The following is a 23,979-nucleotide window of genomic DNA, read 5'->3' as shown; positions in this document are numbered from 1 at the left end:
GGTCAAGCCCCGGTGGCGCCGTCAATGGCCTCGCGGAGGAAGTCGGCATGGCCGTTGTGCCGGGCGTACTCGTGGATCAGGTGGAGCATGATCAGGCGCAGCGAGGCCTCCTCCTTCCACCTGGGCACGAAGGCCGTCACGTCCAGCGACTCGGCGGCGGACTCGATCCGGCGGGCGTGCGCGACCTCGGACTCCCAGGCCGCGAACGCCTCCTCGCGGGTGGCGCCGGTGGAGTCGTAGGCGGCCTGGAAGTCGTGCGTGTCGGACCAGAGGTGGGGCAGCCGCTCGCCGTTGAGGGTGCGGCGGAACCAGTGGCGCTCGACCTCGGCCATGTGCCGGACCAGGCCGAGGAGGGTGAGGGTGGACGGCGGCATCGAAGGGCGGCGCAGTTCCTCGTCGGTGAGGCCCTCGCACTTCCAGGCGAGCGTGGCCCGGTGGTAGTCGAGGTAGGCGCGCAGCGTGTCGCGCTCGTTGCCGGTCAGGGGCGGTCCCGTGCGCTCGACGGGCTCGGCGCGTTTCCTGTGTTCCATGTGTCCCGTGCTCTCCATGTTCTCCGTGCTTTCCGTTCGCTCCATGAGGGCGATCCTGCACCGCGCTCCCGGGCGGGGGAAGCCGCCGGATCAGTCCGCCGTCCACACGTAGGGCGTCGTCACCCCCAGCACCCCGAAGCCGAGCCGCTCCAGGATCGGGCGGCTGTCCGCCGACGCGTCCACCTGGAGGTACGGGATGCCGAGCTCCGCCGCCCGGCGGGCCCGGTGGGCCACCAGCAGGCGGTAGATGCCGCGCCCGCGCCACCGGGGGTCCGTACCGCCGCCCCAGAGCCCGGCGAACGGGGTGCCCGGCCGCATCTCCATCCGGGCCGCGCTGACCGGGGTGTCGCCCGCCATCGCCACGACGGCCGCGATGGTGTCCGGCGCCTCCCGCAGCAGGCTCAGCATCTGCTCCCGGATCCGCGGTCGCTCGGTGCCGAAGGCCCGCGCGTGGACCGCCATCATCAGGTCCACCCCCGCCTCGTCGGTCACCACCCGCAGGGTGATGCCCTCCGGCGGCTCCACCGGCAGCGCGGCGAGCTCCGCCGCCTTGCCCACCATCAGCGTCTCGGGCGGCTCCGGTACGAAACCCGCCGCCCGGAGCCGTGCCCCGAGGTCCCCGGGCCGGTCGTGGTCGTAGAGCTTCCACTCGAACTCCGCGGTCCCCAGCCCCGCGAAGTGCGCGACCTGCGCCGCGATCTCCGCGTCCGCGGTCTCCTCGTCGAGGTCCGACCAGAGCACGCCGTTCCAGCCGAGGCCCGGCACGGTCTGGCGGACGACCGCGCCCGCGCGCTCCACGCGAGCGTGCGCCGCGTCCGGGTGGGCGTCGCGCCGCATCCGGGCGTCGTAGGCGGCCCGCACCTTCAGCAGTTCCTCGTGATCCGTGGTCATCGGCCCAGCTGACCAGTGTCCGGCCGGGCCGCACAACTGCATTAACCTCACCCCCGTGAACGACGACTCCACCATCTACACCGGTAAGGCCACCCCCGACGCGGCAGCCGACCGCGGCTGGCTCCTCGGCCACTTCAAGGACCCCTCCGATCCCCGTCACAGCGAGGACGTGGAGATCAAGTGGGGCGTCCACCCGAAGGGCGACGCACGGGAGCGCTGGGCCACCGCGGAGAAGCGCACCGCGCTGCTGGTGCTGATCAGCGGCCGCTTCCGGCTGGAGTTCCCGGGGCGGACCGTCGTCCTCTCCGAGCAGGGCGACTACGTGCTCTGGGGTCGAGGCGTCGACCACTCCTGGTACGCCGAGGAGGACGCCGTCGTCCTCACCGTCCGGTGGCCCTCGATCCCGGGCTACCGGGTCGACGAGCCCGACGACCGGGACCGCGACCAGGACCGCGGCCAGGACCGCGACCGGGACGACTTTCTCCACCACCGCGAGCCTTCCGGCCAGACCTCACGGTGACCAAGGTCCCGCACCTCCCGGCCCGCCTGTGACGATGCACACGAATGGGGCCAACGATCACGAATCGCTGAGATCGTTGAGGTGTAGACCATCATGGCCAGGACTCCGGGGCGATCCTCCGGACCTCCGGCCAGGCCTTCACGAGTTCACGCGTTCTTTGCGACGGGCTGTCTCCCGGTAAAGACCGAACCATCAGGGAGCACGTCCGTTGGCAGCGATCGCACGGTGGTGCATGCGCCACCGACTCCTCGCCGTACTGATCTGGCTGCTCGCCCTCGGGGGGACCGCGGCGGCCGCGGCAACCGCCGGCACGGCGTTCTCCAACGACTACGAGGTCCCCGGCACCGAGTCCGGCACGGCGCACGACCTGCTCCGCGAAGGCTTCCACGGCCAAGGCGGAGACACCGACACCATCGTGTGGCGGGCCCCCGAGCAGCAGAGCGTCCGCACCCCCGGCGTCGAGCAGCGCATGACCCGCGCACTCGACGCCGTCGCCGCGCTTCCGGGCGTCGGATCGGTCGCCGGCCCCTACGGCCCGGGCCCCGAGGCCGCCGCCCGGATCAGCCCCGACGGCCGCACCGCCTACGCCGTGGTGACCTTCGACCGGCCGGCCGACTCCGTACCCAAGGCCCAGGCCAAGGCCGTCGTCCACGCGGCGAAGAACCCGGCCACCGAGACCGACGGCCTCCAGGTCGAACTCGGCGGCCGCGCCATCGCCCTGACCGAAGCCCCCACCGCCCACGTCGCCGAGGTCATCGGCGTCGCCGTCGCGGCCCTCGTCCTCTTCCTGGCCTTCGGCTCGCTCGCCGCGAGCCTGCTGCCCCTCGCGACCGCCCTGGTCAGCGTGGGCACCGCCTATTTCGGCATCACCCTGCTCGGCCACGCGATGCCGGTCGCCGACTTCGCCCCGATGCTCGGCACCCTCGTCGGGCTCGGCGTCGGCATCGACTACGCGCTGTTCATCGTCACCCGGCACCGCAAGGGCCTCGCCCGCGGACTGCCGGTCGAGGAGGCCGCCGAGAACGCCGTCGCCACCACCGGCCGGGCCGTCGTCTTCGCCGGGGCCACCGTCTGCATCGCGCTGCTCGGGATGCTGGTGCTGCGCCTCAACTTCCTCAACGGCGTCGCGATAGCCGCCTCCGTGACGGTGATCCTCACGGTCGCCGCCTCGGTCACGCTGCTGCCCGCCCTCCTCTCCTGCATCGGCATGCGCGCCCTGTCGCGGCGCGAACGCCGCAGACTCGCCGCCGAGGGCCCGCGGCCCGAACACACCACCGGCTTCGCCGCCCGCTGGTCCGCCTTCGTGGAGCGCCACCCCAAGCTGCTCGGCGTCGCCGCCACCGCCGTCATGCTGGTGCTGGCCCTGCCCACGCTCTCCCTCCACCTCGGCACCTCCGACCAGGGCAACAACCCGGCCGGCTCCACCACCCGCCAGGCCTACGACCTGCTGGCGGAAGGGTTCGGGCCCGGGACGAACGGCCCGCTCACCGTCGTCGCCCGCCTGGACGGCGCGGGCGACCGGCTCGCCGTGGACCAGCTGGCCGAGGCGCTGCGCACGACCGCAGGCGTCGCCTCCGCCGGCCCGGCGGTCCTCAACCGGAGCGGCGACACGGCCGTGGTCACCGTCGTACCCGACTCCGCCCCCCAGTCCCGGGCCACGAGCGACCTCGTCGACACGCTCCGCGAGGAGGTCATCCCGCGCGCCGGACACGGCAACTCCATGGAGGTCCACGTCGGCGGGGTCACGGCCGGCTACGACGACTTCGCCGAGGTCATCATCGGCAAACTCCCGCTCTTCGTCGCCGTGGTCATCGCCCTGGGCTGCGTGCTCCTGCTGCTGGCCTTCCGGTCCATCGGCATCCCGGTCAAGGCGGCGGTCATGAACGTCGCCGCCGTCGCCTCCTCCTTCGGCGTGGTCGTGGCGATCTTCCAATGGGGCTGGGGCAGCGAACTCCTCGGCCTGGGCAGCGCGGGGCCCATCGAACCCTTCCTGCCCGTGATCATGGTGTCCGTCCTGTTCGGACTGTCGATGGACTACCAGGTCTTCCTCGTCAGCCGGATGTACGAGGAGTGGCTGGAGACCGGCGACAACCGGCGGGCCGTCCGCGTGGGCCTCACCGAAACGAGCCGGGTCATCAACTCGGCCGCCGTCATCATGATCTCCGTCTTCCTGGCCTTCGTCCTCAGCGGCGACCGGATCATCGCGATGTTCGGCATCGCCCTCGCCGCGGCCGTCGCCCTCGACGCGTTCGTGCTGCGCACCCTGCTCGTCCCGGCCCTGATGCACCTGCTCGGCGGCGCCAACTGGTGGCTGCCCGCCTGGCTCGACCGGTGGCTGCCCCGGATCAGCATCGAGCCCCCGGACCGCGGCCCGCATGCGAAACTTCCGGCACAGCGGCCGAGCGAACACAGCGCGGAGCCGGCTGACTCCGTACCCGTGTCCCGCTGACCAGCCGTAAGGACTCCGCGCATGTTCACGATAGACCTGGCCGAAGACGCCCAGCTGCGCCCGCTGGAGGTGTGGCACGCCGAGGAGTTCCTCGCCCACATCGACCGGGGCCGCGAGTTCATCGGCCAGTTCGTCGGTTTCCCCGACCGGGCCACCGACCTGGACTCGGCGCGCGAACTGCTCCGTTCGAACGCCGAGAAGGCCGCGCACGACGGCACCCGCTTCTTCGGCATCTGGGTCGACGGCACGCTCGTCGGCGGCGTGCTCTACCCGGCCTTCGACGCCGCCTCCGGCAACTGCGAGGTCGGCTGCTGGCTGGAGCCCGCCGCCGCCGGACGCGGGCTGGTCACCGCCGCCTGCCGGGTGCTCATCGACTGGGCGTTCAACGGGCGCGGCATGCACCGCGTGGAGTGGCACGTCGCCACCGGGAACAAGAAGAGCATCGCGGTCGCCGAGCGCCTCGGGCTGACCCGTGAGGGCGTGATGCGGGAGAACCACCTGCACCGGGGCGTGCGCCAGAGCACCGAGATCTGGGCCGTCCTCGCCCACGAGTGGTCCGCCCGGACCGCCTGAGCCCGGCCCGCCCGATCCCTGCCCGGGCCCCGCTGCGGCGGGGCCCGCCGCATTTCTCATCAGACTCTCAGACAGGCCGCCTACGGTGCCCCGCATGGACACCACGAAGACCCCCGCCCCGAACGCCTCCGAGGCGGACACCACCCCGGCCGACCTGAAGAAGGCCGAGACCCCCCAGCCCGCCGAGGCCGAGACCGAGGCCGGCGCCGTGCTCACCGACGGGGACCTGGACGACGACGCCTTCGACGAGGACCAGGCCGAGGACGAGCAGCCGAGCCACGTCGGAGCAGCCGCCTCCGCGATCGTCGCCGCGGGTCTCTCCGTCGTCGCCCTCAGCGGCAGCTGGGTCTCGGGCATCGTGTCCGAGCGCACGAGCATCACCGGCCGTCTCGAGCTCTCCCAGGCCGCCGACGCCAACGCGCAGATCGCCGCCCAGTTCGTCGGCCCGTGGCACACCACCGCCCTGGTGAACGGCATCTTCTCCACCCTCGCCCTGATCATCGCCGTCTTCGTGCTGGCCCTGCCCGCCTTCGGCACCCCGCAGCGCACCCTCCCCGCCTGGGTGCGGTCCGTCTCCTGGGCGGGCATCGCCCTGGGCGCCCTGGGCATCCTGCTCTTCGTCCTCATGTACTTCGACCTCCTCCTCGCCATCCCGAAGGCAGCTGGCGCAGCCGGCTAGGACACCCCCCTAGGCACTGCCTTAGGCCTCCTGAGCCCGAACGGGGGACCGCCGGCCCCGGTCTAAGGCCCCCTGCCCCCGGCAGATGCGGCATGCGCCCGATGTGCCGGTACCCCCTGGGACGCGAAGCTCGGATCACACCGAACGAGGTGCCCGAGCAACGCAACCAGGAGTACGAGATGTTCGAGTACGAGATCGCAACCGCCCGCACCGCAGACCTCATCCGCGAGGCCGACGCGTACCGCCTGGTGCGGGAGGCCAAGAAGGCGCGCCGCGCCGCGGCGCGGAGCCAGGAACCCGAAGCGGCGGTGAGAGGACACCGCGGCCGCTTCGCCCGCGCCGCGTAACCCGCGCCGCGACCCGCGTGGACTGACGCGTGATGAGAAGCGCACCGATAACGAGTGCCGCCGGGCAGGACCTCTGTGCGATGCTCGGCGACGTGGAGACCAGATCTGTCAGCCCGGTGTTCGTCGGCCGAGCCGACGAACTGGCCCTGCTCACCGACGCACTCACCCGCGCCGCCGGCCGGGAACCCCAGGCCATGCTCATCGGGGGAGAGGCCGGGGTCGGCAAGACCCGCCTCACCGAGGAGTTCCTCGGAGAAGCGGCCCGCCGCGGCGCCGTGGTCGCCGTCGGGGGATGCGTGGAGATCGGGGCGGAGGGACTTCCCTTCGCCCCGTTTTCGACGGCCCTGCGGACCCTGCACCGGCAGCTCCCCGAGGAGCTCGCCGCAGCTGCCGCCGGCCAGGAGGGCGAACTCGCCCGGATCCTCCCCGAACTCGGCGACACCCCCCGCGGCCCGCACGACGAGGAGAGCACCGCCCGGCTCTTCGAACTGACGGCCCGGATGCTGGAACGGCTCGCCGCCGAACGCCTCGTCGTCCTCGTCCTGGAGGACCTGCACTGGGCGGACACCTCCACCCGGCACCTGCTCTCCTACCTCTTCCGCACCCTCGGCAGCGGCCGGCTCGTCGTGGTCGCCACCTACCGCGCGGACGACGTCCACCGCCGCCACCCGCTGCGCCCGCTCCTCGCCGAACTGGACCGGCTCCGCACCGTCCAGCGCATCGAGCTGCCCCGCTTCAACCGCGCCGAAGTACGCCGGCAGCTCGCCGGGATCCTCGCCTCGCAGCCCGACGAGGACTTCGTGGACTCCGTCTTCGAACGCTCCGACGGCAACGCCTTCTTCGTCGAGGAACTCGTCGCCTCCAAGGCGAGCGGCTGCCGCGCCGGACTCACCGAATCCCTGCGTGACCTGCTCCTCGTCCGCGTCGAGGTCCTCCCGGACGAGGCCCAGCGCGTGGTGCGCATCGTCGCCGAGGGCGGCTCCACCGTCGAATACCCGCTCCTGCGCGCCGTCGCCGGGCTCACCGAGGACGAGCTCATCGAGGCCCTGCGGGCCGCCGTGGGCGCCAACATCCTGCTCGCCACCACCGACGGCGACGGCTACCGCTTCCGCCACTCGCTGGTCCGCGAGGCCGTCAGCGACGACCTGCTGCCCGGTGAGCGCTCCCGCCTCAACCGCCACTACGCCGAAGCCCTGGAGGCCGACGAGTCGCTGATCCGCGCCGAGGAGCGGGCCATCCGGCTGGCGAACTACTGGTACCAGGCGAACGACCCCGCCAAGGCGCTGCCCGCCGTGCTCGCCGCCTCGGTGGCCGCCCGCCGCCGGCACGCCTACTCCGAGCAGCTGCGCCTGCTGGAACGGGCCATGGACCTGTGGGACAGCACCCCGGAGGAGGTCCGCGAGGCGCTGCGCCCGGCGGACGACACCGACGTGTACCCGCCGTGCGGCTGCGACCCGGCCACCACCCCGCTGCAGCGGCTCGACCTGCTGGCGGAGGCGACCGTCGCGGCCCGCTACGGAGGCGAGCGCGAACGAGCCCTGAAGATCACCAAGACGGCCCTGCGGACGCTGGAGGACGGCCACGACCCGCTGCGGGCCGCCTGGTTCTGGACCGAGCGCTCCCGCCTGGTGGCCGGCCTCGGCCGCAGCGACGGCTGGGAGGAGATCGCCAAGGCGCAGGAGCTCGTCCAGGGGCTGCCCCCGTCCCAGGTGCACGCCGAGGTCCTCGTCCGGGCCGCGGGCTGGGGCATGCTCCACAACCCGGGCCCCGGCAACCTCGACGCCGCCCAACGCGCCGTCGCCTACGCGCGGATGGTCGGCGCGGAGGAAGTGGAACTCAACGCCCGGATCACGGTCGGCTGTCTCCTCACCGACGCCGGCACCGGCGAGACCGGCCTCGCCGAGCTGCACGCGGTCAAGGACCGGGCCACCGAACTCGGCCTCACGATGCTCGCGGGACGTGCACATATCAACCTCACCTCTCAGCTGGAAAGCATGGGACGCTCACGGGAAGCGGTGGAGCTGGCCGAAGAGGGAGCGGAACTCGTCGGCAGATCACGGCTGCTGGACACCGAGGCATGGGTGCGCGGCAACATGGCGGAGAGCCTCTACAGCCTCGGACGCTGGGACGAGGCCACCGCCGCGGCCCGGCGGACCCTGCTCGTCGGCCAGAGCGCCGCCCCGCGCGGCTCCGCCTCCGCACGGCTGGCCTACCTCGCCCTCGGCCGGGGCGAACTGGCCGAGGCCGCCCACCAGCTCGCCGCCGCCCACACCCACTTCGGCACCCACGACACCCAGCCCCAGCACCGGATACCGCTCTACCGCCTCGCGATCGGGATCGCCGCGGGCGAGGGCCGGATCGCCGACGTCCGCTCCGAGGTCGCCGCGGCCATCGCGTACGGTTTCCCGCTCGGGCAGCACCGGTACGCCTGGCCGCTGCTGCTCGCGGCCGCCACGGCCGAGGCGGACTCCCGGGGCCTGCCCGCCGCCGACGCCGGCCGCGACGCCGCCCTGGACGTACTGCGCACCGCGGCCCGCACCCTGCCCACCCCGGCCCCGGTGTGGACCGCGCACGCCGAGTACCTGCGCGTCGAACTGCTGCGGGCACAGGAGCGGGACACCGTCGCCGACTGGACCGCCGTCGAGGCGGCCGTCCGCCCGCTGGAGCGCCCGTACCTGCTGGCCCGGGCCCGCCACCGGCTCGCCGAGGCCCTGCTGGCCGCCGGCGGCGACCGGGCCTCCGCGGCCGCCCTGCTCCGCGACGCCCACGCCACCGCCGACCGGCTCGGCTCACGCCGGCTGCGTGAGGACCTGGCCCTGCTCGCCCAGCGCGCCCGGCTGCCGCTGACCGCCGCGGACACGGCCCCGGCCGTGTCCGAACCGGAGGCCGACCCGGCGGAGGCACTCGGCCTGACCAGCCGCGAGCGGGACGTCCTGCGCCTCGTGGCGGCCGGCAGCACCAATCGCAAGATCGCCGAGGAGCTGTTCATCTCCCCGAAGACGGCGAGCGTCCACGTGTCGAACATCCTGGCCAAGCTCGGCGTCGCCGGCCGCGGCGAGGCAGCCGCCCTCGCCCACCGGCTGCGGCTCTTCACCCCGCCCGGGCCGGTCAGCCCCCGGCCGCAGGCCGCCCGGCGAGGCGTATGAGCACCTGACCGGAGTCCAGGTCTATCGGCCCCCGTCCCGGGTCCCCGTCATCGACGTCGACCCGGGACAGCTCCAGCCGTTTCCTCTCCTCGTCCGTGTGCTTGCGTCCGGGACTGAAGAGCTCCTCGATCATGTTGAACACCGCGTCCACCACACCTTTCGGATCCCCATGGGGCCGAGCCGGTCACCGCACTGTCAGTGTCAGGATCCTGTCGTCGCCCGCTTCCGGCGACCCGCGCCCGTCCGTCTCGCTCGTCACCAGCAGCAAGCGGTCCCCGCCCAGGGACACCACCGAGCGCAGCCGCCCGTACCTGCCCTCCAGGAACGCCTCCGGCTCGGCCACCGGCTCCGCCCCGGCCAGCGGGATCCGCCACAGGCGGTTCCCCTTGAGCCCGGCCATCCACAGCGAGCCCTCGGCCCACGCGATCCCGCTCGGCGAGGCCTCGTCGGTCTTCCACACGGCCACCGGATCCCGCAGGCCCGGCCTGCCGGCCTTCCCCTCGGCCTCCGGCCAGCCGTAGTTCACGCCGGGCTCGATCAGGTTCAGCTCGTCCCAGGCCTTCTGGCCGAACTCGGCCGCCCACAGCCGTTTGTCCTTGTCCCAGGCGAGCCCCTGCACATTGCGGTGCCCGTAGGAGTAGACGACCGAATCCGGCTCCGGATTGCCGTGCACCGGATCCCCGTCCGGGGTCATCCGCAGGATCTTGCCACCCAGCGACTTCTTGTCCTGCGCGAGCCCGGTCTCACCGGTTTCGCCCGTCCCCGCGTAGAGCATCTTGTCCGGGCCGAAGGCGATCCGGCCGCCGTTGTGGATCAGACCCTTGGGAATGCCCCGCAGCACCGTGTCCGGCGCACCCAGCTGCTGCCCGGCGGGCCGCTGCTCGTCATAGCGCATCCGGGCGATGCGGTTGTCGGACTCCGTCGTGAAGTACACGTACACCAGCCGGTCCGAGGCGAAGGAAGGCGACAGCGCCAGACCCATCAGTCCGCCCTCCCCGCCCGGGGCCACTCCCGGCACCTCGCCGATCTGCGTCACCGCGCCCGAGCCCACCGCGACCCTGCTGATCGTCCCCTTGTCCCGCGAGGCCACCAGCAGGTCCCCGCCGGGCAGCGGGGACACGCCCCAGGGGGACTCCAGGCCCTTGGCGACCTCGCCGATCACCGTCACCGCGCCCTTCGCCGGCGGGCCGGACGCCTCCGGCGAGGCGGACGCACCACCCGACGGGCCGGCTGACGCCGTGCCCGCCGCCGTGCCCGGTGGAGAAGTTCCCGGCTCCGCTCTCGGCCCCGCGGCGGGGCCTCCCGACGGCGAACATCCCGCCGCCAGCAGGGCGCCGCACCCGGCCATCGCCACCGCCGCCAGCACGCCCCGGCGACGCCCGCCCAAGGCCCCGTACCCCGCCTGCCGCCCGCGAGCACTTCCGTATCGCATCGCCCTCTCCCTTCCGGTCGTCCGATCCTGCCCCTTCACCAGACCCAACAGCCGCGACGGTTCCCGAAGTTCCACCACTCGTACACCCGATCGAGTGGTTGTGGGTCCGGGCCCGCTCAGTCCCAGGCTCCCACCGCGACCGGCAGGGCCGCGATCTCGGCCAGATCCCCGGCCGTCAGCCGGACCTCCGCCGCCCGCGCGTTCTCCGCCGCCCACCGCGCCCGGTCGGCCCCCGGCACCGGAACCACCTGCGGTCCCTGCGCCAGCACCCATGCCAGCGCCACCTGCGCGGCCGTCACCCCGGACCCGTGCCGCCCGGCCACCCGCCGCAGCCCCGCCACCAGCGCCTGGTTCGACGCCATCGCGTGCGCGGTGAACCGGGGATGGCGGGCCCGCACGTCCTCCGACTCGAAACCCTCACCCGGAGTGAGCGTCCCGGTCAGGAACCCGCTGCCCAGCGGCATCGCCGCCAGGAAGCCCACGCCGCGCGCCGCACACCACGGCAGGAGCTGCCACGCCGCCTCCGGCGACCACACCGACAGCTCCGCCTGCACGGCGCTCACCGGGAACACCTGCTGCGCCCGCTCCAGGTGCCGCACGGTCGTCCCGTACGCCCGGTCCCCGCGCCGCCCGGCCCCCGGCCCGGCCCCGGCCCCCAGCGCGCAGTACCCGAGCGCCCGCACCTTGCCCGCGCCCACCAGCTCCGCCATCGCGCCCCAGGTCTCCTCCACGGGCACGTCCGGATCCACCCGGTGCAGCTGGTAGAGGTCTATGACGTCGGTCCGCAGCCGCCGCAGCGTGGCGTCGCAGGCCCGCCGCAGATAGCCGGGCCGCCCGTCGGCCACCACGTGCTGGTCGCCGGCCCGCAGCCCCACCTTGGCCGAGACGAACGCCTCCGACCGCCGCTCCGCCAGCACCCGCCCCAGCAGCAGCTCATTGGTGAACGGCCCGTACAGATCGGCCGTGTCCAGCAGGTTCGACCCCAGGTCCAGCGCCGTGTGCACCGCTGCCAGCGACTCCTGCCCCCGCCGCCGCGAAGGCGCGTACGCCCAGCTCATCGGCATACAGCCGAGCCCGACGGCGCCCACCGTCAGCGCCCCCGCCCCGATCGACCTGCGCTCCACCCGTGCGTCCCCCTCCCGGTCCGGCACACAACCTAACCAACGGCCTGATCCGAACACCTGGCATAGCCTCGTGATCATGACTGTAAAGAACCCCGACGTCTGGCTCCCGTTCCCCGCCGACGAGATCGACGGACTGCCCGGCTCCTTCACGTACCGCCACTGGGACGGGGAGGAGGAGTTCCCGGCCGATCCGGCCGACTGCGTCTTCTACGTCACCCCGTACATGAAGTCCCCGGCCGTCACGGTGCGTCCGCTGGCCGCCATGCCCGCCCTCCGGGTCGTCCAGACCCTCACCGCCGGCACGGACCACATCCTCGGCGGCCTCGGCCGGCTGCCCGCCGGCGTGCGCCTGTGCAACGCGGCCGGCGTGCACACGGCGAGCACCGCCGAACTCGCCCTCGCCCTGACCCTCGCCTCCCTGCGCGGCATCCCCGGCATGGTCCGCGGCCAGGACCGCGAGGAATGGCGGTTCGGCGTCTACGACGCCCTCGCCGACAAGTCCGTACTGATCATCGGTTACGGGTCGATCGGCTCGGCCGTCGAGGACCGGCTCGTGCCCTTCGAGTGCGAGCGGATCACCCGCGTCGCCCGCTCGGCGCGCACCGCACCGCGCGGACCCGTCCACGCCCTGGCCGATCTGCCCGAACTCCTGCCGGGCGCCGACGTGGTGATCCTCACGACCCCGCTGGACGACACCACCCGCGGGCTGGCCGGGGCCGAGTTCCTGGGCCGCATGAAGGACGGCGCCCTGCTGGTCAACGTCGCCCGCGGTCCCGTCGTCGACACCAAGTCCCTGCTGGCCGAGGTGGAGTCGGGCCGGCTGCGCGCGGCGCTCGACGTGACGGACCCGGAACCGCTGCCCGCCGGCCACCCGCTCTGGCATGCTCCGAACGTCCTGATCACGCCTCATGTCGGCGGCAGCAGCACCGCTTTCGAGCCGCGGGCCAAGCGCATGCTGGCGCGCCAGCTCACCCGGTTCGCCGCCGGAGAGCCCGTGGAGCACACGGTACTGATCACCACCTGACACGCCGTGCACACACTCCGCAGTCACCCGAATGCGCTCAGTGGGCCCAACTCCCCGCGTGGTAACGGAGCGTAGATAAACTATGTCCCTGAGTGACGAAAGTGGTGTATCGTCCGGAAGAAGGGGCTGCGCCGCGAACGTCTGGCGCTGGGGAGTGATCGGACACTTTGGGGGGCGACGGGCGATGTACGGCCAATGGACGAAGGACCCGACGCGGCAGAGCCGCCGGAGGCGACGTTGCAGGGACTGGGCTGCGCCGGAACCAGCCGGCGAGGGGGACCGGTGAGCGCCCAGGGGGCCGCGCTCCTGAACCGCCCGTCCCTCTCCGGCGGAGGCGGAGGCAGGGGTCTGGCCATGCAGCTGCTCCTCGCGCTGGTCTGCGGGGGATACGCCGTCGGCGCCGCCCTCAACTGGGGATCGGATGAAGTCGCCGAGATCATGGGCGACTTCGGGCTGAGCGCGGCCGGATTACTCGCCGCGGTGTCCTGCTACTCCTACGCGCGGGCGATCGACAGCCGCGAGCGTCCCGCCTGGCTGCTCTTCGCCTTCTCCTCCCTCATGGGCGCCTCCGGCAACGCTGTCTGGGGCTGGTACGAGGTGGTCCTCGACCAAGCCATGCCGGAGCCCTCGCCGGCCGACTTCGCCTTCCTGTGCTTCGCCCCGCCGGCCATCGTGGGCTTGCTCGTCCTCGCCAAACGCCCGGTCACCCGCGCCGGGTGGGTCTGCCTCGGGCTCGACTCCTGGCTCATCGGCGGCTCCCTGCTGACCCTCTCCTGGAGCCTGGCGCTGGCCCACGCGGCACAGACCGCGCAGACCAGCTCCCCCGGCAGCGTCCCGCGCGCCGCCCTCTCCCTGGCCTATCCGCTCCTGGACATCGCGCTGGTCTCGATGGTCCTGGTGCTGCACTTCCGGCGGTCCGACACCAACCGGTCCGCCGTCAACACCGCCATCGCCGCGCTCGCCCTGACCGTGCTCAGCGACGCCCTGTTCACCTCACCGCTGCTGAGAGGGGGGTACCAGTCCGGCCAGCTGCTCGACGCCGGCTGGTTCGCGGGCTCGCTGCTGCTCGCGTACGCCCCCTGGGGCGCCCGGCGCCACCATCCCGGGCCGGAAGCCATCGGTCCCCGGCGCGTCGAGAGGCCGCACAGCCGCCCCATCACCGGGTCGCTGCCCGCCCTCACCCCGTACCTCGCGGCCGCCGTGTGCACCCTGGGCATCCTCTACAACGTCGTGGACGGCCGGAAGGTCGACCGGGTCGTCGTCTTCACCGGCTGCACCGTCGTGCTCGCCCTCGTCATCCGCCAGGGCATCATGCTCCTCGACAACATCGCGCTGACGCAGGAACTGGCCCAGAAGGAGAACCACTTCCGCTCCCTGGTCCAGGGCTCCAGCGACGTCATCATGATCGCCGCGCCCACTGGGACCCTGCGGTACGTGAGCCCCGCCGCCGCCGGGGTCTACGGCCGCGAGGCGGAGGAGCTGGTCGGCACCGAGCTCGCCACCCTGATCCACCCCGACGACCTCGGCAGAGTGGTCCACGAGGTACGCCGCTTCCTCGCCGCGCCGCCGGCCGAGGAGCCCACCACCCGCATCGAATGCCGCTTCAAATCGGGCGGCGGCGAGTGGCTCAACGTGGAGTCCACCGTCAACCGCCACCAGGGCGGACTCATCCTCAACAGCCGGGACGTCACCGAACGGGTCCGCCTCCAGGCACAGCTCCAGCACAGCGCCGAACACGACCCGCTGACGGACCTGCCCAACCGGGCCCTGTTCACCCGCCGCGTCCGGCAGGCCCTGACCGGCCGGCGCGCGGGCGACCACAGCTCCGCCGTGCTCTTCATCGACCTCGACGGCTTCAAGGCGGTCAACGACACCATCGGCCACCAGGCCGGCGACGAGCTGCTCATCGAGGCCGCCCGCAGACTCCAGGACTCGGTCCGCGCCGGGGACACCGCGGCCCGCCTCGGCGGCGACGAGTTCGCCGCGCTGATCCTCGGAGACGGCAGCCGCGACCGCAGCGCCCGCGAGTACCAGGTGCACGAGATCGCCGACCGGCTGCGCACCACGCTCTCCCAGCCCTACCGGATCGCCGGCAGCGAGGTCCGGGTCGCCGCGAGCATCGGCGTGGCCTTCGCCGACCCGGGCATCACCCCTTCGGACCTGATGCGCAACGCGGATCTCGCGATGTACCGGGCCAAGGCGGGCGGCAAGGACCGCGTCGAGCTGTACGCCCCCCAGATGCAGGCCGAGGTCGTCCGGAAGGCCGAGCTGGCCGGGCGGCTGCGGACCGCGCTCCACGAGGGGGAGTTCGCCCTGCTGCACCAGCCCGTGGTCTCGCTGGCCACCGGCGAGGTCTCCGCCGTGGCCGCGCAGGCCCGCTGGCGCTCGGCCCAGGGGATCTTGTTCACCCCGGCGGAGTTCCTCCGGGTGGCCGAGTACAGCGAGGGCGCCGCCGCGGGGCAGGACACCCCTCCCGGCTTCGCCGCGGGCACCAGCACCCGCAGCGCCGAGCTGGGGCGCTGGCTGCTGGAGCAGGCCGTGGAGCAGGCCGCCGACCGCCACCGGGCCGGGCACGACGTACCCGTGGCCGTCCGTATGACCGCCCAGCGCCTGCTCGACCGGGCCGTGCCCCTCGGCTCCGTGGAGGCGCTGCTGACCCGGCACGGGCTGCCCTCCGGGGCCCTGGTCCTGGAGCTCGCCGTTTCCGACCCCAGAGTGCCCTTCGACGATCTGGAGCGCCGCCTCACCGCACTGCACCGGCTCGGTGTGGGCATCGCCCTGGACGGCTTCGGCAGCGGCTATGCCGCCATCAGCGCCCTGCGCCGCCTGCCGGTGGACATGCTGAAGCTGGACCGGGGCCTGGTCGAGGGCGTCGTGGAATCCGCCCGCCTCCACAAGATCACCGCGGGATTGTTGCGGATCGCAAACGACCTGGGCATGCAGTCGGTGGCCGACGGGGTGGATCTGCCCGAGCAGGTCACGGCCCTGCGCGCCATGGGGTGCACGCACGGCCAGGGAATGGCCTTCTCCGGGCCACTCGACGAATACAGGCTGCGGCGCGCGCTGGTGCGCGGTACGTTCCCAGTACCGGGCGGAACGGCCCAGCCGGCTTTGGCCGGAGGTTCCCCCGGGGGATCGATGGCCATCCGCAGAGGCTCACATAATGAGACGCCCGTCCCACCTACTTGACATCACCCTCCCGCCGGAGGGAGGGTCAGTGCCATGCGCACCCGAATTCTCGTACTTGGAAAGCGCGTCGGCTGAAGCTGGGACCAGCATGTCCCCGCTCAACGCACCCGACGCGCTCCCCTCGCTTGCCTCCCGGCACGAGGGGTTTTTTGTTGCACTGGCACAGAGTCGAATCCTCGTAAAACCCTCAGCTTCGAGAAGAGAATGCCGATGACCGAGCAGGCCACCGGGGCCCACCATCCGCAGCCGCGGCCCCGTTCCGGCGGACAGCAGTCCGCCGCAGTTGAGCACGTCACGGGTGCGCAGTCCCTCATCCGCTCTCTCGAAGAGGTGGGGTGCGACACCGTCTTCGGCATTCCGGGCGGCGCCATCCTCCCCGCGTACGACCCGATGATGGACTCGAAGAAGGTCCGTCACATCCTGGTCCGCCACGAGCAGGGGGCCGGCCACGCCGCCACCGGCTACGCGCAGGCCACCGGCAAGGTCGGCGTCTGCATGGCCACCTCCGGCCCGGGTGCCACGAACCTGGTCACCCCGATCGCCGACGCGCACATGGACTCCGTCCCGCTCGTCGCGATCACCGGCCAGGTCTCCTCCAAGGCGATCGGCACCGACGCCTTCCAGGAGGCGGACATCGTCGGCATCACCATGCCGATCACCAAGCACAACTTCCTGGTCACCAAGGCCGAGGACATCCCGCGGACGATCGCCGAGGCCTTCCACATCGCCTCCACCGGCCGCCCCGGCCCGGTCCTGGTCGACATCGCCAAGGACGCACTGCAGGCGAGGACCACCTTTTCGTGGCCGCCCGCCCAGGACCTCCCCGGTTACCGGCCGGTCACCAAGCCGCACGCCAAGCAGATCCGCGAGGCCGCCAAGCTCATCTGCCAGGCCAAGCGCCCGGTGCTGTACGTCGGCGGCGGCGTCATGAAGTCCGGCGCGACCGCCGAGCTGAAGGTCCTCGCCGAACTGACCGGGATCCCGGTCAGCACCACGCTGATGGCGCTGGGCTCCTTCCCCGACAGCCACCCGCTGCACGTCGGCATGCCCGGCATGCACGGCGCGGTCACCGCCGTCACCGCGCTCCAGAAGTCGGACCTGCTGATCGCGCTCGGCACCCGCTTCGACGACCGCGTCACCGGCAAGCTGGACAGCTTCGCCCCGTTCGCAAAGATCATCCACGCGGACATCGACCCGGCCGAGATCGGCAAGAACCGCGCGGTCGACGTCCCGATCGTCGGCGACGCCCGCGAGGTCATCGCCGACCTGATCCAGGCCGTCCAGGCCGAGCACACCGAGGGCAACGCCGGTGACTACAGCGCCTGGTGGAAGGACCTCAGCCGCTGGCGCGAGACGTACCCGCTGGGCTACGAGCTGCCCGAGGACGGCAGCCTCTCGCCGCAGCAGGTCATCGAGCGGATCGGCGCGCTCGCGCCGAAGGGCACCGTCTTCGCGGCCGGTGTCGGCCAGCACCAGATGTGGGCCTCGCACTTCGTCAAGTACGAGGAGCCCCGCACCTGGCTGAACTCCGGCGGCGCCGGAACCATGGGCTACGCGGTCCCGGCCGCCATGGGCGCCAAGGTCGGCGTGCCCGAGCGCACGGTCTGGGCGATCGACGGCGACGGCTGCTTCCAGATGACCAATCAGGAACTGGTCACCTGCGCGCTGAACAACATCCCGATCAAGGTCGCGATCATCAACAACGGTGCGCTGGGCATGGTCCGCCAGTGGCAGACCCTCTTCTACAACCAGCGCTACTCCAGCACCGTGCTGCACGCGGATGAGACCGGCTTCGACGCGGTGGGCTCGCAGATGGGCGAGTCGACCGCCCCCCGCAAGGGCACCCGCGTCCCGGACTTCGTCAAGCTGTCCGAGGCCATGGGCTGCGTCGCGCTGCGCTGCGAGGACCCGGCCGACCTCGACAAGGTCATCGCCGAGGCCAACGCGATCAACGACCGTACGGTCGTCATCGACTTCATCGTCCACGAGGACGCCATGGTGTGGCCGATGGTCGCCGCCGGCACCTCCAACGACGAGGTCATGGCAGCCCGGGGCGTCCGTCCCGACTTCGGCGACAACGAAGACGACTGAGCCGAGAGAGCCGAGAGAGAGAACGCCTCACATGTCCAAGCACACGCTCTCCGTCCTGGTCGAGAACACGCCCGGCATCCTCGCCCGGATCGCCGCGCTGTTCTCCCGCCGCGGGTTCAACATCGACTCCCTCGCGGTCGGTGTCACCGAGCACCCCGACATCTCCCGCATCACCATCGTCGTGAACGTCGAGGACCTTCCGCTGGAGCAGGTGACCAAGCAGCTCAACAAGCTGGTCAACGTGCTCAAGATCGTGGAGCTGGAGTCGCACAACGCGATCGAGCGCGAACTCGTCCTGGTCAAGGTCCGCGCCGACAACGAGACCCGCTCGCAGATCGTCGAGATCGTCCAGCTGTTCCGGGCCAAGACGGTCGACGTCTCCCCGGAGGCCGTCACCATCGAGGCCACCGGCGGCTCCGACAAGCTCGGCGCGATGCTCAAGATGCTGGAGCCCTTCGGCATCAAGGAGCTCGTGCAGTCCGGCACGATCGCCATAGGGCGTGGCGGACGGTCCATCACGGACCGCAGCCTGCGCGCGCTCGACCGCAGCGCCTGACGTGCCCGTCGTGCCCGGCGTGGGCGGAGCGGCCGGTACAACGGACGCGCAAGACACGTCGGACACGCTCACGTTCGCATAGCGAGACCGAGAAACTCAGATTCCGTTCCCCGCCGTACGGTGGGAGCAACACCAGCGCACCAAGGAGATATCCCAGTGGCCGAGCTGTTCTACGAGAACGACGCCGACCTGTCCATCATCCAGGGCCGCAAGGTCGCGGTCATCGGTTACGGCAGCCAGGGCCACGCCCACGCGCTGTCGCTCCGTGACTCCGGCGTCGACGTCGTCGTCGGCCTGAAGGAGGGCTCGAAGTCCAAGGCCAAGGCCGAGGAGCAGGGCCTGAAGGTCCTCCCGGTGGCCGAGGCCGCCGAGTGGGCGAACGTCATCATGATCCTGACGCCGGACCCGCTCCAGGCCGAGATCTACGAGGAGTCCATCAAGGACCACCTCAAGGAGGGCGACGCGCTCTTCTTCGGCCACGGCTTCAACGTCCGCTACGGCTTCATCAAGCCCCCGGCCCACGTGGACGTCGCCCTGGTCGCGCCGAAGGGTCCGGGCCACCTGGTCCGCCGCCAGTACGAGGAGGGCCGCGGCGTTCCGTGCATCGCGGCCGTCGAGCAGGACCACTCGGGCAACGCCTTCGCCCTCGCGCTCTCGTACGCGGCCGGCATCGGCGGCACCCGCGCCGGCGTCATCAAGACCACCTTCACCGAGGAGACCGAGACCGACCTGTTCGGTGAGCAGGCCGTCCTCTGTGGTGGCGCCTCCGCGCTGGTCAAGGCCGGTTTCGAGACCCTGACCGAGGCCGGCTACCAGCCGGAGATCGCGTACTTCGAGTGCCTGCACGAGCTGAAGCTCATCGTGGACCTCATGTACGAGGGCGGCCTGGAGAAGATGCGCTGGTCGGTCTCCGAGACCGCCGAGTGGGGCGACTACATCACCGGCCCGCGGATCATCACCGACGCCACCAAGGCCGAGATGAAGAAGGTCCTCGCGGAGATCCAGAGCGGCGAGTTCGCCAACACCTGGATGGCCGAGTACAAGGCCGGTCTGCCGAAGTACAACGAGTACAAGAAGGCCGACGAGGCGCACCTGCTCGAGACCACCGGCAAGAAGCTGCGCAAGCTGATGAGCTGGGTCGACAGCAGCGAGGGCTGATCGGGTGAACGGCGGGGCCGGGACGGTGCGTCCCGGCCCCGCCGCACACGGCCGGACGGGCCGCGGGACACCCCGGCTTGTCCAAGGCGGCCAACCACGGACGGGTGATCCTTCCGTACAGGCGGAAATCCGGCCCGCCACCGCCACTACACTGCTCAACACAACGCGTCAGGCCCACAGTGTCGTGCGTCTTCCACGCGGCTACCCCCTCCACCGCCTGCGGCCGTCGGGACGGCCGTCCGCACTGGACCTGTGAGGACCCACGTGAGCTCGAAACCTGTCGTACTCATCGCCGAAGAGCTGTCGCCCGCCACCGTGGAGGCGCTCGGCCCGGACTTCGAGATCCGGCACTGCAACGGCGCCGACCGCGCCGAGCTGCTGCCCGCGATCGCCGACGTCGACGCGATCCTCGTCCGCTCCGCCACCAAGGTCGACGCCGAGGCCATCGCCGCCGCCAGGAAGCTGCGGGTCGTCGCCCGCGCCGGCGTGGGTCTGGACAACGTCGACGTCTCCGCCGCCACCAAGGCCGGCGTGATGGTCGTCAACGCGCCGACCTCCAACATCGTGACCGCCGCCGAGCTCGCCTGCGGCCTGCTCGTCGCCACCGCCCGCAACATCCCGCAGGCCAACACCGCCCTCAAGAACGGCGAGTGGAAGCGGAACAAGTACACGGGTGTCGAGCTCAGCGAGAAGACCCTCGGCGTCGTCGGCCTCGGCCGCATCGGCGTGCTGGTCGCGCAGCGCATGTCGGCCTTCGGCATGAAGATCGTCGCGTACGACCCCTACGTGCAGCCCGCGCGCGCCGCCCAGATGGGCGTCAAGATGCTGACGCTGGACGAGCTCCTCGAGGTCGCCGACTTCATCACCGTGCACCTGCCCAAGACCCCCGAGACCCTCGGTCTCATCGGGAACGAGGCGCTGCACAAGGTGAAGCCGTCCGTCCGCATCGTCAACGCCGCGCGCGGCGGGATCGTGGACGAGGCCGCGCTGTACTCGGCCATCAAGGAGGGCCGCGTCGCCGGCGCCGGCCTCGACGTGTACGCGAAGGAGCCCTGCACGGACTCCCCGCTGTTCGAGCTCGACCAGGTGGTCTGCACCCCGCACCTCGGCGCGTCCACGGACGAGGCCCAGGAGAAGGCCGGTGTCTCGGTCGCCAAGTCGGTGCGCCTCGCGCTCGCCGGTGAGCTCGTGCCGGACGCGGTCAACGTCCAGGGCGGTGTCATCGCCGAGGACGTCCGTCCGGGCCTGCCGCTCGCCGAGAAGCTCGGCCGCATCTTCACCGCCCTCGCGGGCGAGGTCGCGGTCCGCCTCGACGTCGAGGTCTGCGGCGAGATCACCCAGCACGACGTGAAGGTGCTCGAACTCTCCGCGCTGAAGGGTGTCTTCGAGGACGTCGTCGACGAGACGGTCTCCTACGTCAACGCCCCGCTGTTCGCGCAGGAGCGCGGTGTCGAGGTGCGCCTGACCACCAGCTCGGAGTCCCCGGACCACCGCAACGTGGTGACCGTCCGCGGCACCCTCTCCGACGGCCAGGAGGTCTCGGTCTCCGGCACGCTCGCCGGCCCGAAGCACCTGCAGAAGATCGTCGGCGTCGGCGAGTACGACGTGGACCTGGCGCTCGCCGACTTCATGGTCGTGCTGCGCTACACCGACCGCCCGGGCGTGGTCGGCAAGGTCGGCCAGCTGCTCGGCGAGGCCGGCCTGAACATCGCGGGCATGCAGGTCGCCCGCGCCGAGGAGCACGGCGAGGCGCTCGCGGTCCTCACCGTCGACGCCGAGGTCCCGGCGAACGTCCTCGCGGACATCGCCGCCGAGATCGGCGCCGTCTCGGCGCGCACGGTCAGCCTCGGCTGATCGCAGGACCGACAGGGAAGGGCCCGGGGGAGTTCCCCCCGGGCCCTTCCGCGTCGTACGGCTCCCGCGCCGTGACCGGTTCCCCGATCAGTGGTACGTCGGCTCCTGCACGCCGTCTCCGGGAACCGGGGCCCGCTCCGCCGCGGCCGGGGCCGGGGCTTCGATCCCGCGCATCAGAGCCGCGGCGAGCACGGCCGCCGCGAGCAGCAGCGCCGTACCGCCCCAGGCCGCGTACTGCATGCCGTGGACGAAGGCCTCGCGGGCCAGGGCCAGCACCTGCTCGCCGGCTTCCCCGCCGAGCTGCTGGGCGGTGGCCACCGCGCCGCCCAGGGTCTCGCGGACCGCGGGCTCGGAGCCGGCGAGGTCGCTGCGGTAGACGGCGGTGGCGAGGCTGCCCAGCAGGGCCATGCCGAGGGCGCCGCCGAACTCCTGGCCCGTCTCCAGCAGGGAGGCGGCCGAGCCGGCCTTCTCGGCGGGGGCGGAGCCCAGCGCCATGGCCGAGACCAGCGACATCACGGTGACCAGACCGGAGGCGAGCACGCCGGCGCCCGTCAGCAGCAGCCACAGCGAGTCCTGGCCGACCAGGCCGATCAGGGCGAATCCGGCCGCGGCGAGGACGAACCCGCCGGCGATGACGTAGGCCGGCTCCACCTTCTGGGCCAGGGCCGCGGAGGCCGGGGCGGCGGCGCCGATGACGACGGACGGGGCGAGGCTCCACAGGGCGGCCTCGAGGGTGCCCATGCCCAGCACCGACTGGAGGTACTGGGTGGTGAAGTAGGCCGAGCCCATCATCGCGAAGGCGGCGACGGTGTTGAGGCCGACGCCCGCCCCGAAGCCGCGGCCCCGGAAGAGCGCCCGGCTGACCATCGCGTCGTCACGGGTGCGCTGGCGGCGGACGAAGACGTACCCGAAGGCCAGGCCCACGGCCACGCTGCCCAGGTAGAGGGGCTCGAAGCCCTCGGCGGCGATCTCCTTCAGGCCGTAGACCACGGGCAGGACGGCGGCCATGGACAGCGGCACGCTCAGCAGGTCGAAGCGGCCGGGGGCCGGGTCCTTGAACTCCGGGACCAGGACCGGGACCAGGACCAGCAGGAGCACCATCGCGGGGACGTTGATCAGGAAGACCGAACCCCACCAGAAGTGGTTCAGCATCAGTCCGCTCAGGACCGAACCGAGGGCGATGCCGCCGGTCATGACGCCGGACCAGATCGCGATGGCCTGGCCGCGCTGCCTGGCGTCCTGGAAGAGGTTGCGCACGAGCGCCAGCGTGGACGGCATCAGGGTCGCCCCGCCGATGCCGAGCAGGACCCGGGCCGCGATCAGCATCTCCGCGCTGGTGGCGTAGGCGGCGGCCACCGAGGCGAGGCCGAAGGCGCTCGCGCCGATCAGGAGCAGCCGGCGCCGGCCGATCCGGTCTCCCAGCGAGCCCATCGTCATCAGCAGGCCGGAGAGGGCGAAGGCGTAGCTGTCGAAGATCCAGAGCTGCTGGGTGGCGCTGGGGTCCAGCTCGCGGGTGATGGCGGGGATGGCGAAGTAGAGGACGGAGACGTCCATCGAGACCAGGAGCAGCGGCAGCACGAGGACGGTGAAGGCGGTCCATTCGCGGCGGCCGGCGAGGCGCGCTGTGGCAGCGGGGTTCGTCATGAGAAGCAATGTACAGACGTCATAAACGTTTGTCTATGACGGTTGTATGGGACGGCCGTCTTGCTACGGTGACGGCATGGGACATCGTGAAGATCTGCTCGAAGGCGCCAAGAAGTGCCTGGTCGAGAAGGGTTTCGTGCGCACCACGGCGCGAGACGTCGTGAAGGCCTCGGGCGCGAACCTGGCCTCCATCGGCTACCACTACGGTTCGAAGGACGCCCTGCTCGCCGAGGCCTTCATCGACTTGATGCAGCAGCTGGGCGCGGTCTTTCAGGACCGTGTGGAAGGCGAGGGCGGCTCGCTGGAACGGTTCCGCGCGGTCTGGGACGGCTTCCTCGCCCAGCGGGACGAGGCCGGTCCGGTCTGGGCGGCCAGCCTGGAGGTCGCACTGGCCCGCGACCGGATGCCTGATCTGCGGGCGCTGCTCGCGGCCTCGCAGGCCGAGGGGCGCCGGGGTCTGATCGCGATGCTCACCGGGACCCCGGAGGAGGAGATCACCGAACGGGAGGAGCGGACGCTGGGCGCCTTCTACCAGGCGCTGCTGAACGGCCTGATGATCCAGTGGCTGTTCGACCCGAAATCGGCGGCCAGCGCCGAGGAACTCACCGAGGGCATGCGGGCGGCCTCGGCGGCGGCGCTGGGACGCCCGCGCTCGGAGCCGGAGCCGCAGCCTGCGCCGGAGCAGGCCGCGGACCCGCAATAGGCGCAGCCCGGGCGGCCGATGGCCGCGGCGGCGCACCGAGCGGGAGCGTCCGTGCCACGAAACCCTTGG

At 72.0% G+C, this 23,979-nt stretch carries 19 protein-coding genes; 13 read left to right on the top strand and 6 right to left on the bottom strand.

Going from position 1 to position 23,979, the window contains the following annotated elements; genetic code table 11:
- Nucleotides 1–2: 2 nt before the first annotated feature.
- Both ACZ6I1_RS04040 and ACZ6I1_RS04035 read right to left on the bottom strand, forming a co-directional pair.
- Nucleotides 3–530, bottom strand: a complete 528-nt coding sequence (locus ACZ6I1_RS04040; RefSeq protein ID WP_469282817.1) for a DinB family protein — start codon at nucleotides 528–530, stop codon at nucleotides 3–5.
- A gap of 90 nt (nucleotides 531–620) precedes the next feature.
- Nucleotides 621–1,421, bottom strand: a complete 801-nt coding sequence (locus ACZ6I1_RS04035) for a GNAT family N-acetyltransferase (RefSeq protein WP_469282814.1) — start codon at nucleotides 1,419–1,421, stop codon at nucleotides 621–623.
- A gap of 55 nt (nucleotides 1,422–1,476) precedes the next feature.
- On the opposite strand from ACZ6I1_RS04035, the gene ACZ6I1_RS04030 reads away from it, so the two are divergent.
- From ACZ6I1_RS04030 to ACZ6I1_RS04005, 6 genes are all read left to right on the top strand, one after another.
- Nucleotides 1,477–1,941: a cupin domain-containing protein gene (locus tag ACZ6I1_RS04030; RefSeq protein WP_469282812.1), complete on the top strand. Its 465-nt coding sequence runs from the start codon at nucleotides 1,477–1,479 to the stop codon at nucleotides 1,939–1,941.
- Between the two features lie 208 nt (nucleotides 1,942–2,149).
- Nucleotides 2,150–4,390, top strand: a complete 2,241-nt coding sequence (locus tag ACZ6I1_RS04025) for an MMPL family transporter (RefSeq protein WP_469282809.1) — start codon at nucleotides 2,150–2,152, stop codon at nucleotides 4,388–4,390.
- 21 nt (nucleotides 4,391–4,411) lie between these two features.
- On the top strand, nucleotides 4,412–4,963 hold the full coding sequence (locus ACZ6I1_RS04020) for a GNAT family N-acetyltransferase (RefSeq protein ID WP_469282806.1): 552 nt from the start codon (nucleotides 4,412–4,414) through the stop codon (nucleotides 4,961–4,963).
- Between the two features lie 94 nt (nucleotides 4,964–5,057).
- Nucleotides 5,058–5,642, top strand: a complete 585-nt coding sequence (locus tag ACZ6I1_RS04015; protein ID WP_469282804.1) for a hypothetical protein — start codon at nucleotides 5,058–5,060, stop codon at nucleotides 5,640–5,642.
- Between the two features lie 149 nt (nucleotides 5,643–5,791).
- A complete protein-coding gene (locus ACZ6I1_RS04010) occupies nucleotides 5,792–5,989 on the top strand; it encodes a hypothetical protein (protein WP_469282802.1) in 198 nt (65 codons plus the stop codon).
- 80 nt (nucleotides 5,990–6,069) lie between these two features.
- Complete coding sequence (locus ACZ6I1_RS04005) at nucleotides 6,070–9,135, top strand: helix-turn-helix transcriptional regulator (RefSeq protein ID WP_469283215.1); 3,066 nt, start codon at nucleotides 6,070–6,072, stop codon at nucleotides 9,133–9,135.
- On the opposite strand, the gene ACZ6I1_RS04000 is transcribed toward ACZ6I1_RS04005, so the two are convergent.
- From ACZ6I1_RS04000 to ACZ6I1_RS03990, 3 genes are all read right to left on the bottom strand, one after another.
- On the bottom strand, nucleotides 9,098–9,286 hold the full coding sequence (locus ACZ6I1_RS04000) for a DUF6191 domain-containing protein (protein ID WP_469282800.1): 189 nt from the start codon (nucleotides 9,284–9,286) through the stop codon (nucleotides 9,098–9,100). The genes ACZ6I1_RS04005 and ACZ6I1_RS04000 overlap by 38 nt on opposite strands.
- A 33-nt stretch (nucleotides 9,287–9,319) precedes the next feature.
- Entirely contained in the window at nucleotides 9,320–10,567 is a 1,248-nt protein-coding gene (locus tag ACZ6I1_RS03995) for a PQQ-dependent sugar dehydrogenase (protein ID WP_469282797.1), read from the bottom strand.
- 116 nt (nucleotides 10,568–10,683) lie between these two features.
- A complete protein-coding gene (locus tag ACZ6I1_RS03990) occupies nucleotides 10,684–11,691 on the bottom strand; it encodes an aldo/keto reductase (RefSeq protein WP_469282795.1) in 1,008 nt (335 codons plus the stop codon).
- A 76-nt stretch (nucleotides 11,692–11,767) separates the two neighbouring features.
- Between ACZ6I1_RS03990 and ACZ6I1_RS03985 the strand changes: the two genes are divergently transcribed.
- The 6 genes from ACZ6I1_RS03985 (at nucleotide 11,768) to serA (ending at nucleotide 21,563) form a co-directional block, all read left to right on the top strand.
- Entirely contained in the window at nucleotides 11,768–12,715 is a 948-nt protein-coding gene (locus tag ACZ6I1_RS03985; RefSeq protein WP_469282793.1) for a 2-hydroxyacid dehydrogenase, read from the top strand.
- A gap of 282 nt (nucleotides 12,716–12,997) precedes the next feature.
- Nucleotides 12,998–15,904 carry a putative bifunctional diguanylate cyclase/phosphodiesterase gene (locus ACZ6I1_RS03980; RefSeq protein WP_469282790.1) on the top strand — a complete coding sequence of 969 codons (2,907 nt, stop codon included), beginning with the start codon at nucleotides 12,998–13,000 and terminating at the stop codon, nucleotides 15,902–15,904.
- Nucleotides 15,905–16,108: 204 nt separating this feature from the next.
- Nucleotides 16,109–17,995 (top strand): acetolactate synthase large subunit, encoded by a 1,887-nt coding sequence (locus ACZ6I1_RS03975; protein WP_469282787.1) that lies wholly within the window; start codon nucleotides 16,109–16,111, stop codon nucleotides 17,993–17,995.
- Between the two features lie 31 nt (nucleotides 17,996–18,026).
- Nucleotides 18,027–18,551 carry an acetolactate synthase small subunit gene (gene ilvN / locus ACZ6I1_RS03970; protein ID WP_030010002.1) on the top strand — a complete coding sequence of 175 codons (525 nt, stop codon included), beginning with the start codon at nucleotides 18,027–18,029 and terminating at the stop codon, nucleotides 18,549–18,551.
- Between the two features lie 156 nt (nucleotides 18,552–18,707).
- Nucleotides 18,708–19,709: a ketol-acid reductoisomerase gene (gene ilvC / locus ACZ6I1_RS03965; RefSeq protein WP_469282785.1), complete on the top strand. Its 1,002-nt coding sequence runs from the start codon at nucleotides 18,708–18,710 to the stop codon at nucleotides 19,707–19,709.
- A 264-nt stretch (nucleotides 19,710–19,973) separates the two neighbouring features.
- The gene (serA, locus tag ACZ6I1_RS03960; RefSeq protein WP_469282783.1) at nucleotides 19,974–21,563 is read left to right on the top strand and encodes a phosphoglycerate dehydrogenase; all 1,590 of its coding nucleotides are present in this window, start codon (nucleotides 19,974–19,976) and stop codon (nucleotides 21,561–21,563) included.
- An 87-nt stretch (nucleotides 21,564–21,650) separates the two neighbouring features.
- Here the strand turns inward: serA and ACZ6I1_RS03955 are convergent, their stop codons facing one another.
- Nucleotides 21,651–23,207 (bottom strand): MFS transporter, encoded by a 1,557-nt coding sequence (locus ACZ6I1_RS03955; RefSeq protein ID WP_469282780.1) that lies wholly within the window; start codon nucleotides 23,205–23,207, stop codon nucleotides 21,651–21,653.
- Nucleotides 23,208–23,283: 76 nt separating this feature from the next.
- Here ACZ6I1_RS03955 and ACZ6I1_RS03950 point away from each other — a divergent pair, with 76 nt between their 5' ends.
- Nucleotides 23,284–23,910, top strand: a complete 627-nt coding sequence (locus ACZ6I1_RS03950; RefSeq protein WP_469282776.1) for a TetR/AcrR family transcriptional regulator — start codon at nucleotides 23,284–23,286, stop codon at nucleotides 23,908–23,910.
- The last annotated feature ends 69 nt before the right edge of the window (nucleotides 23,911–23,979 follow it).

It is taken from the genome of Streptomyces sp. NPDC046303, from assembly GCF_055588085.1.
This window is presented reverse-complemented; position numbering and strand designations above follow the sequence as displayed.

Coding starts and splice junctions, on each gene's coding strand:
- ACZ6I1_RS03950 (WP_469282776.1), top strand. CDS start 23,284: ATGGGACATCGTGAAGATCTGCTCGAAGGCGCCAAGAAGTGCCTGGTC.
- ACZ6I1_RS04005 (WP_469283215.1), top strand. CDS start 6,070: ATGCTCGGCGACGTGGAGACCAGATCTGTCAGCCCGGTGTTCGTCGGC.
- ACZ6I1_RS03955 (WP_469282780.1), bottom strand. CDS start 23,207: ATGACGAACCCCGCTGCCACAGCGCGCCTCGCCGGCCGCCGCGAATGG.
- ACZ6I1_RS03995 (WP_469282797.1), bottom strand. CDS start 10,567: ATGCGATACGGAAGTGCTCGCGGGCGGCAGGCGGGGTACGGGGCCTTG.
- ACZ6I1_RS04035 (WP_469282814.1), bottom strand. CDS start 1,421: ATGACCACGGATCACGAGGAACTGCTGAAGGTGCGGGCCGCCTACGAC.
- ACZ6I1_RS03985 (WP_469282793.1), top strand. CDS start 11,768: ATGACTGTAAAGAACCCCGACGTCTGGCTCCCGTTCCCCGCCGACGAG.
- ACZ6I1_RS04020 (WP_469282806.1), top strand. CDS start 4,412: ATGTTCACGATAGACCTGGCCGAAGACGCCCAGCTGCGCCCGCTGGAG.
- ACZ6I1_RS04015 (WP_469282804.1), top strand. CDS start 5,058: ATGGACACCACGAAGACCCCCGCCCCGAACGCCTCCGAGGCGGACACC.
- ACZ6I1_RS04040 (WP_469282817.1), bottom strand. CDS start 530: ATGGAACACAGGAAACGCGCCGAGCCCGTCGAGCGCACGGGACCGCCC.
- ACZ6I1_RS03975 (WP_469282787.1), top strand. CDS start 16,109: ATGCCGATGACCGAGCAGGCCACCGGGGCCCACCATCCGCAGCCGCGG.
- ilvN (WP_030010002.1), top strand. CDS start 18,027: ATGTCCAAGCACACGCTCTCCGTCCTGGTCGAGAACACGCCCGGCATC.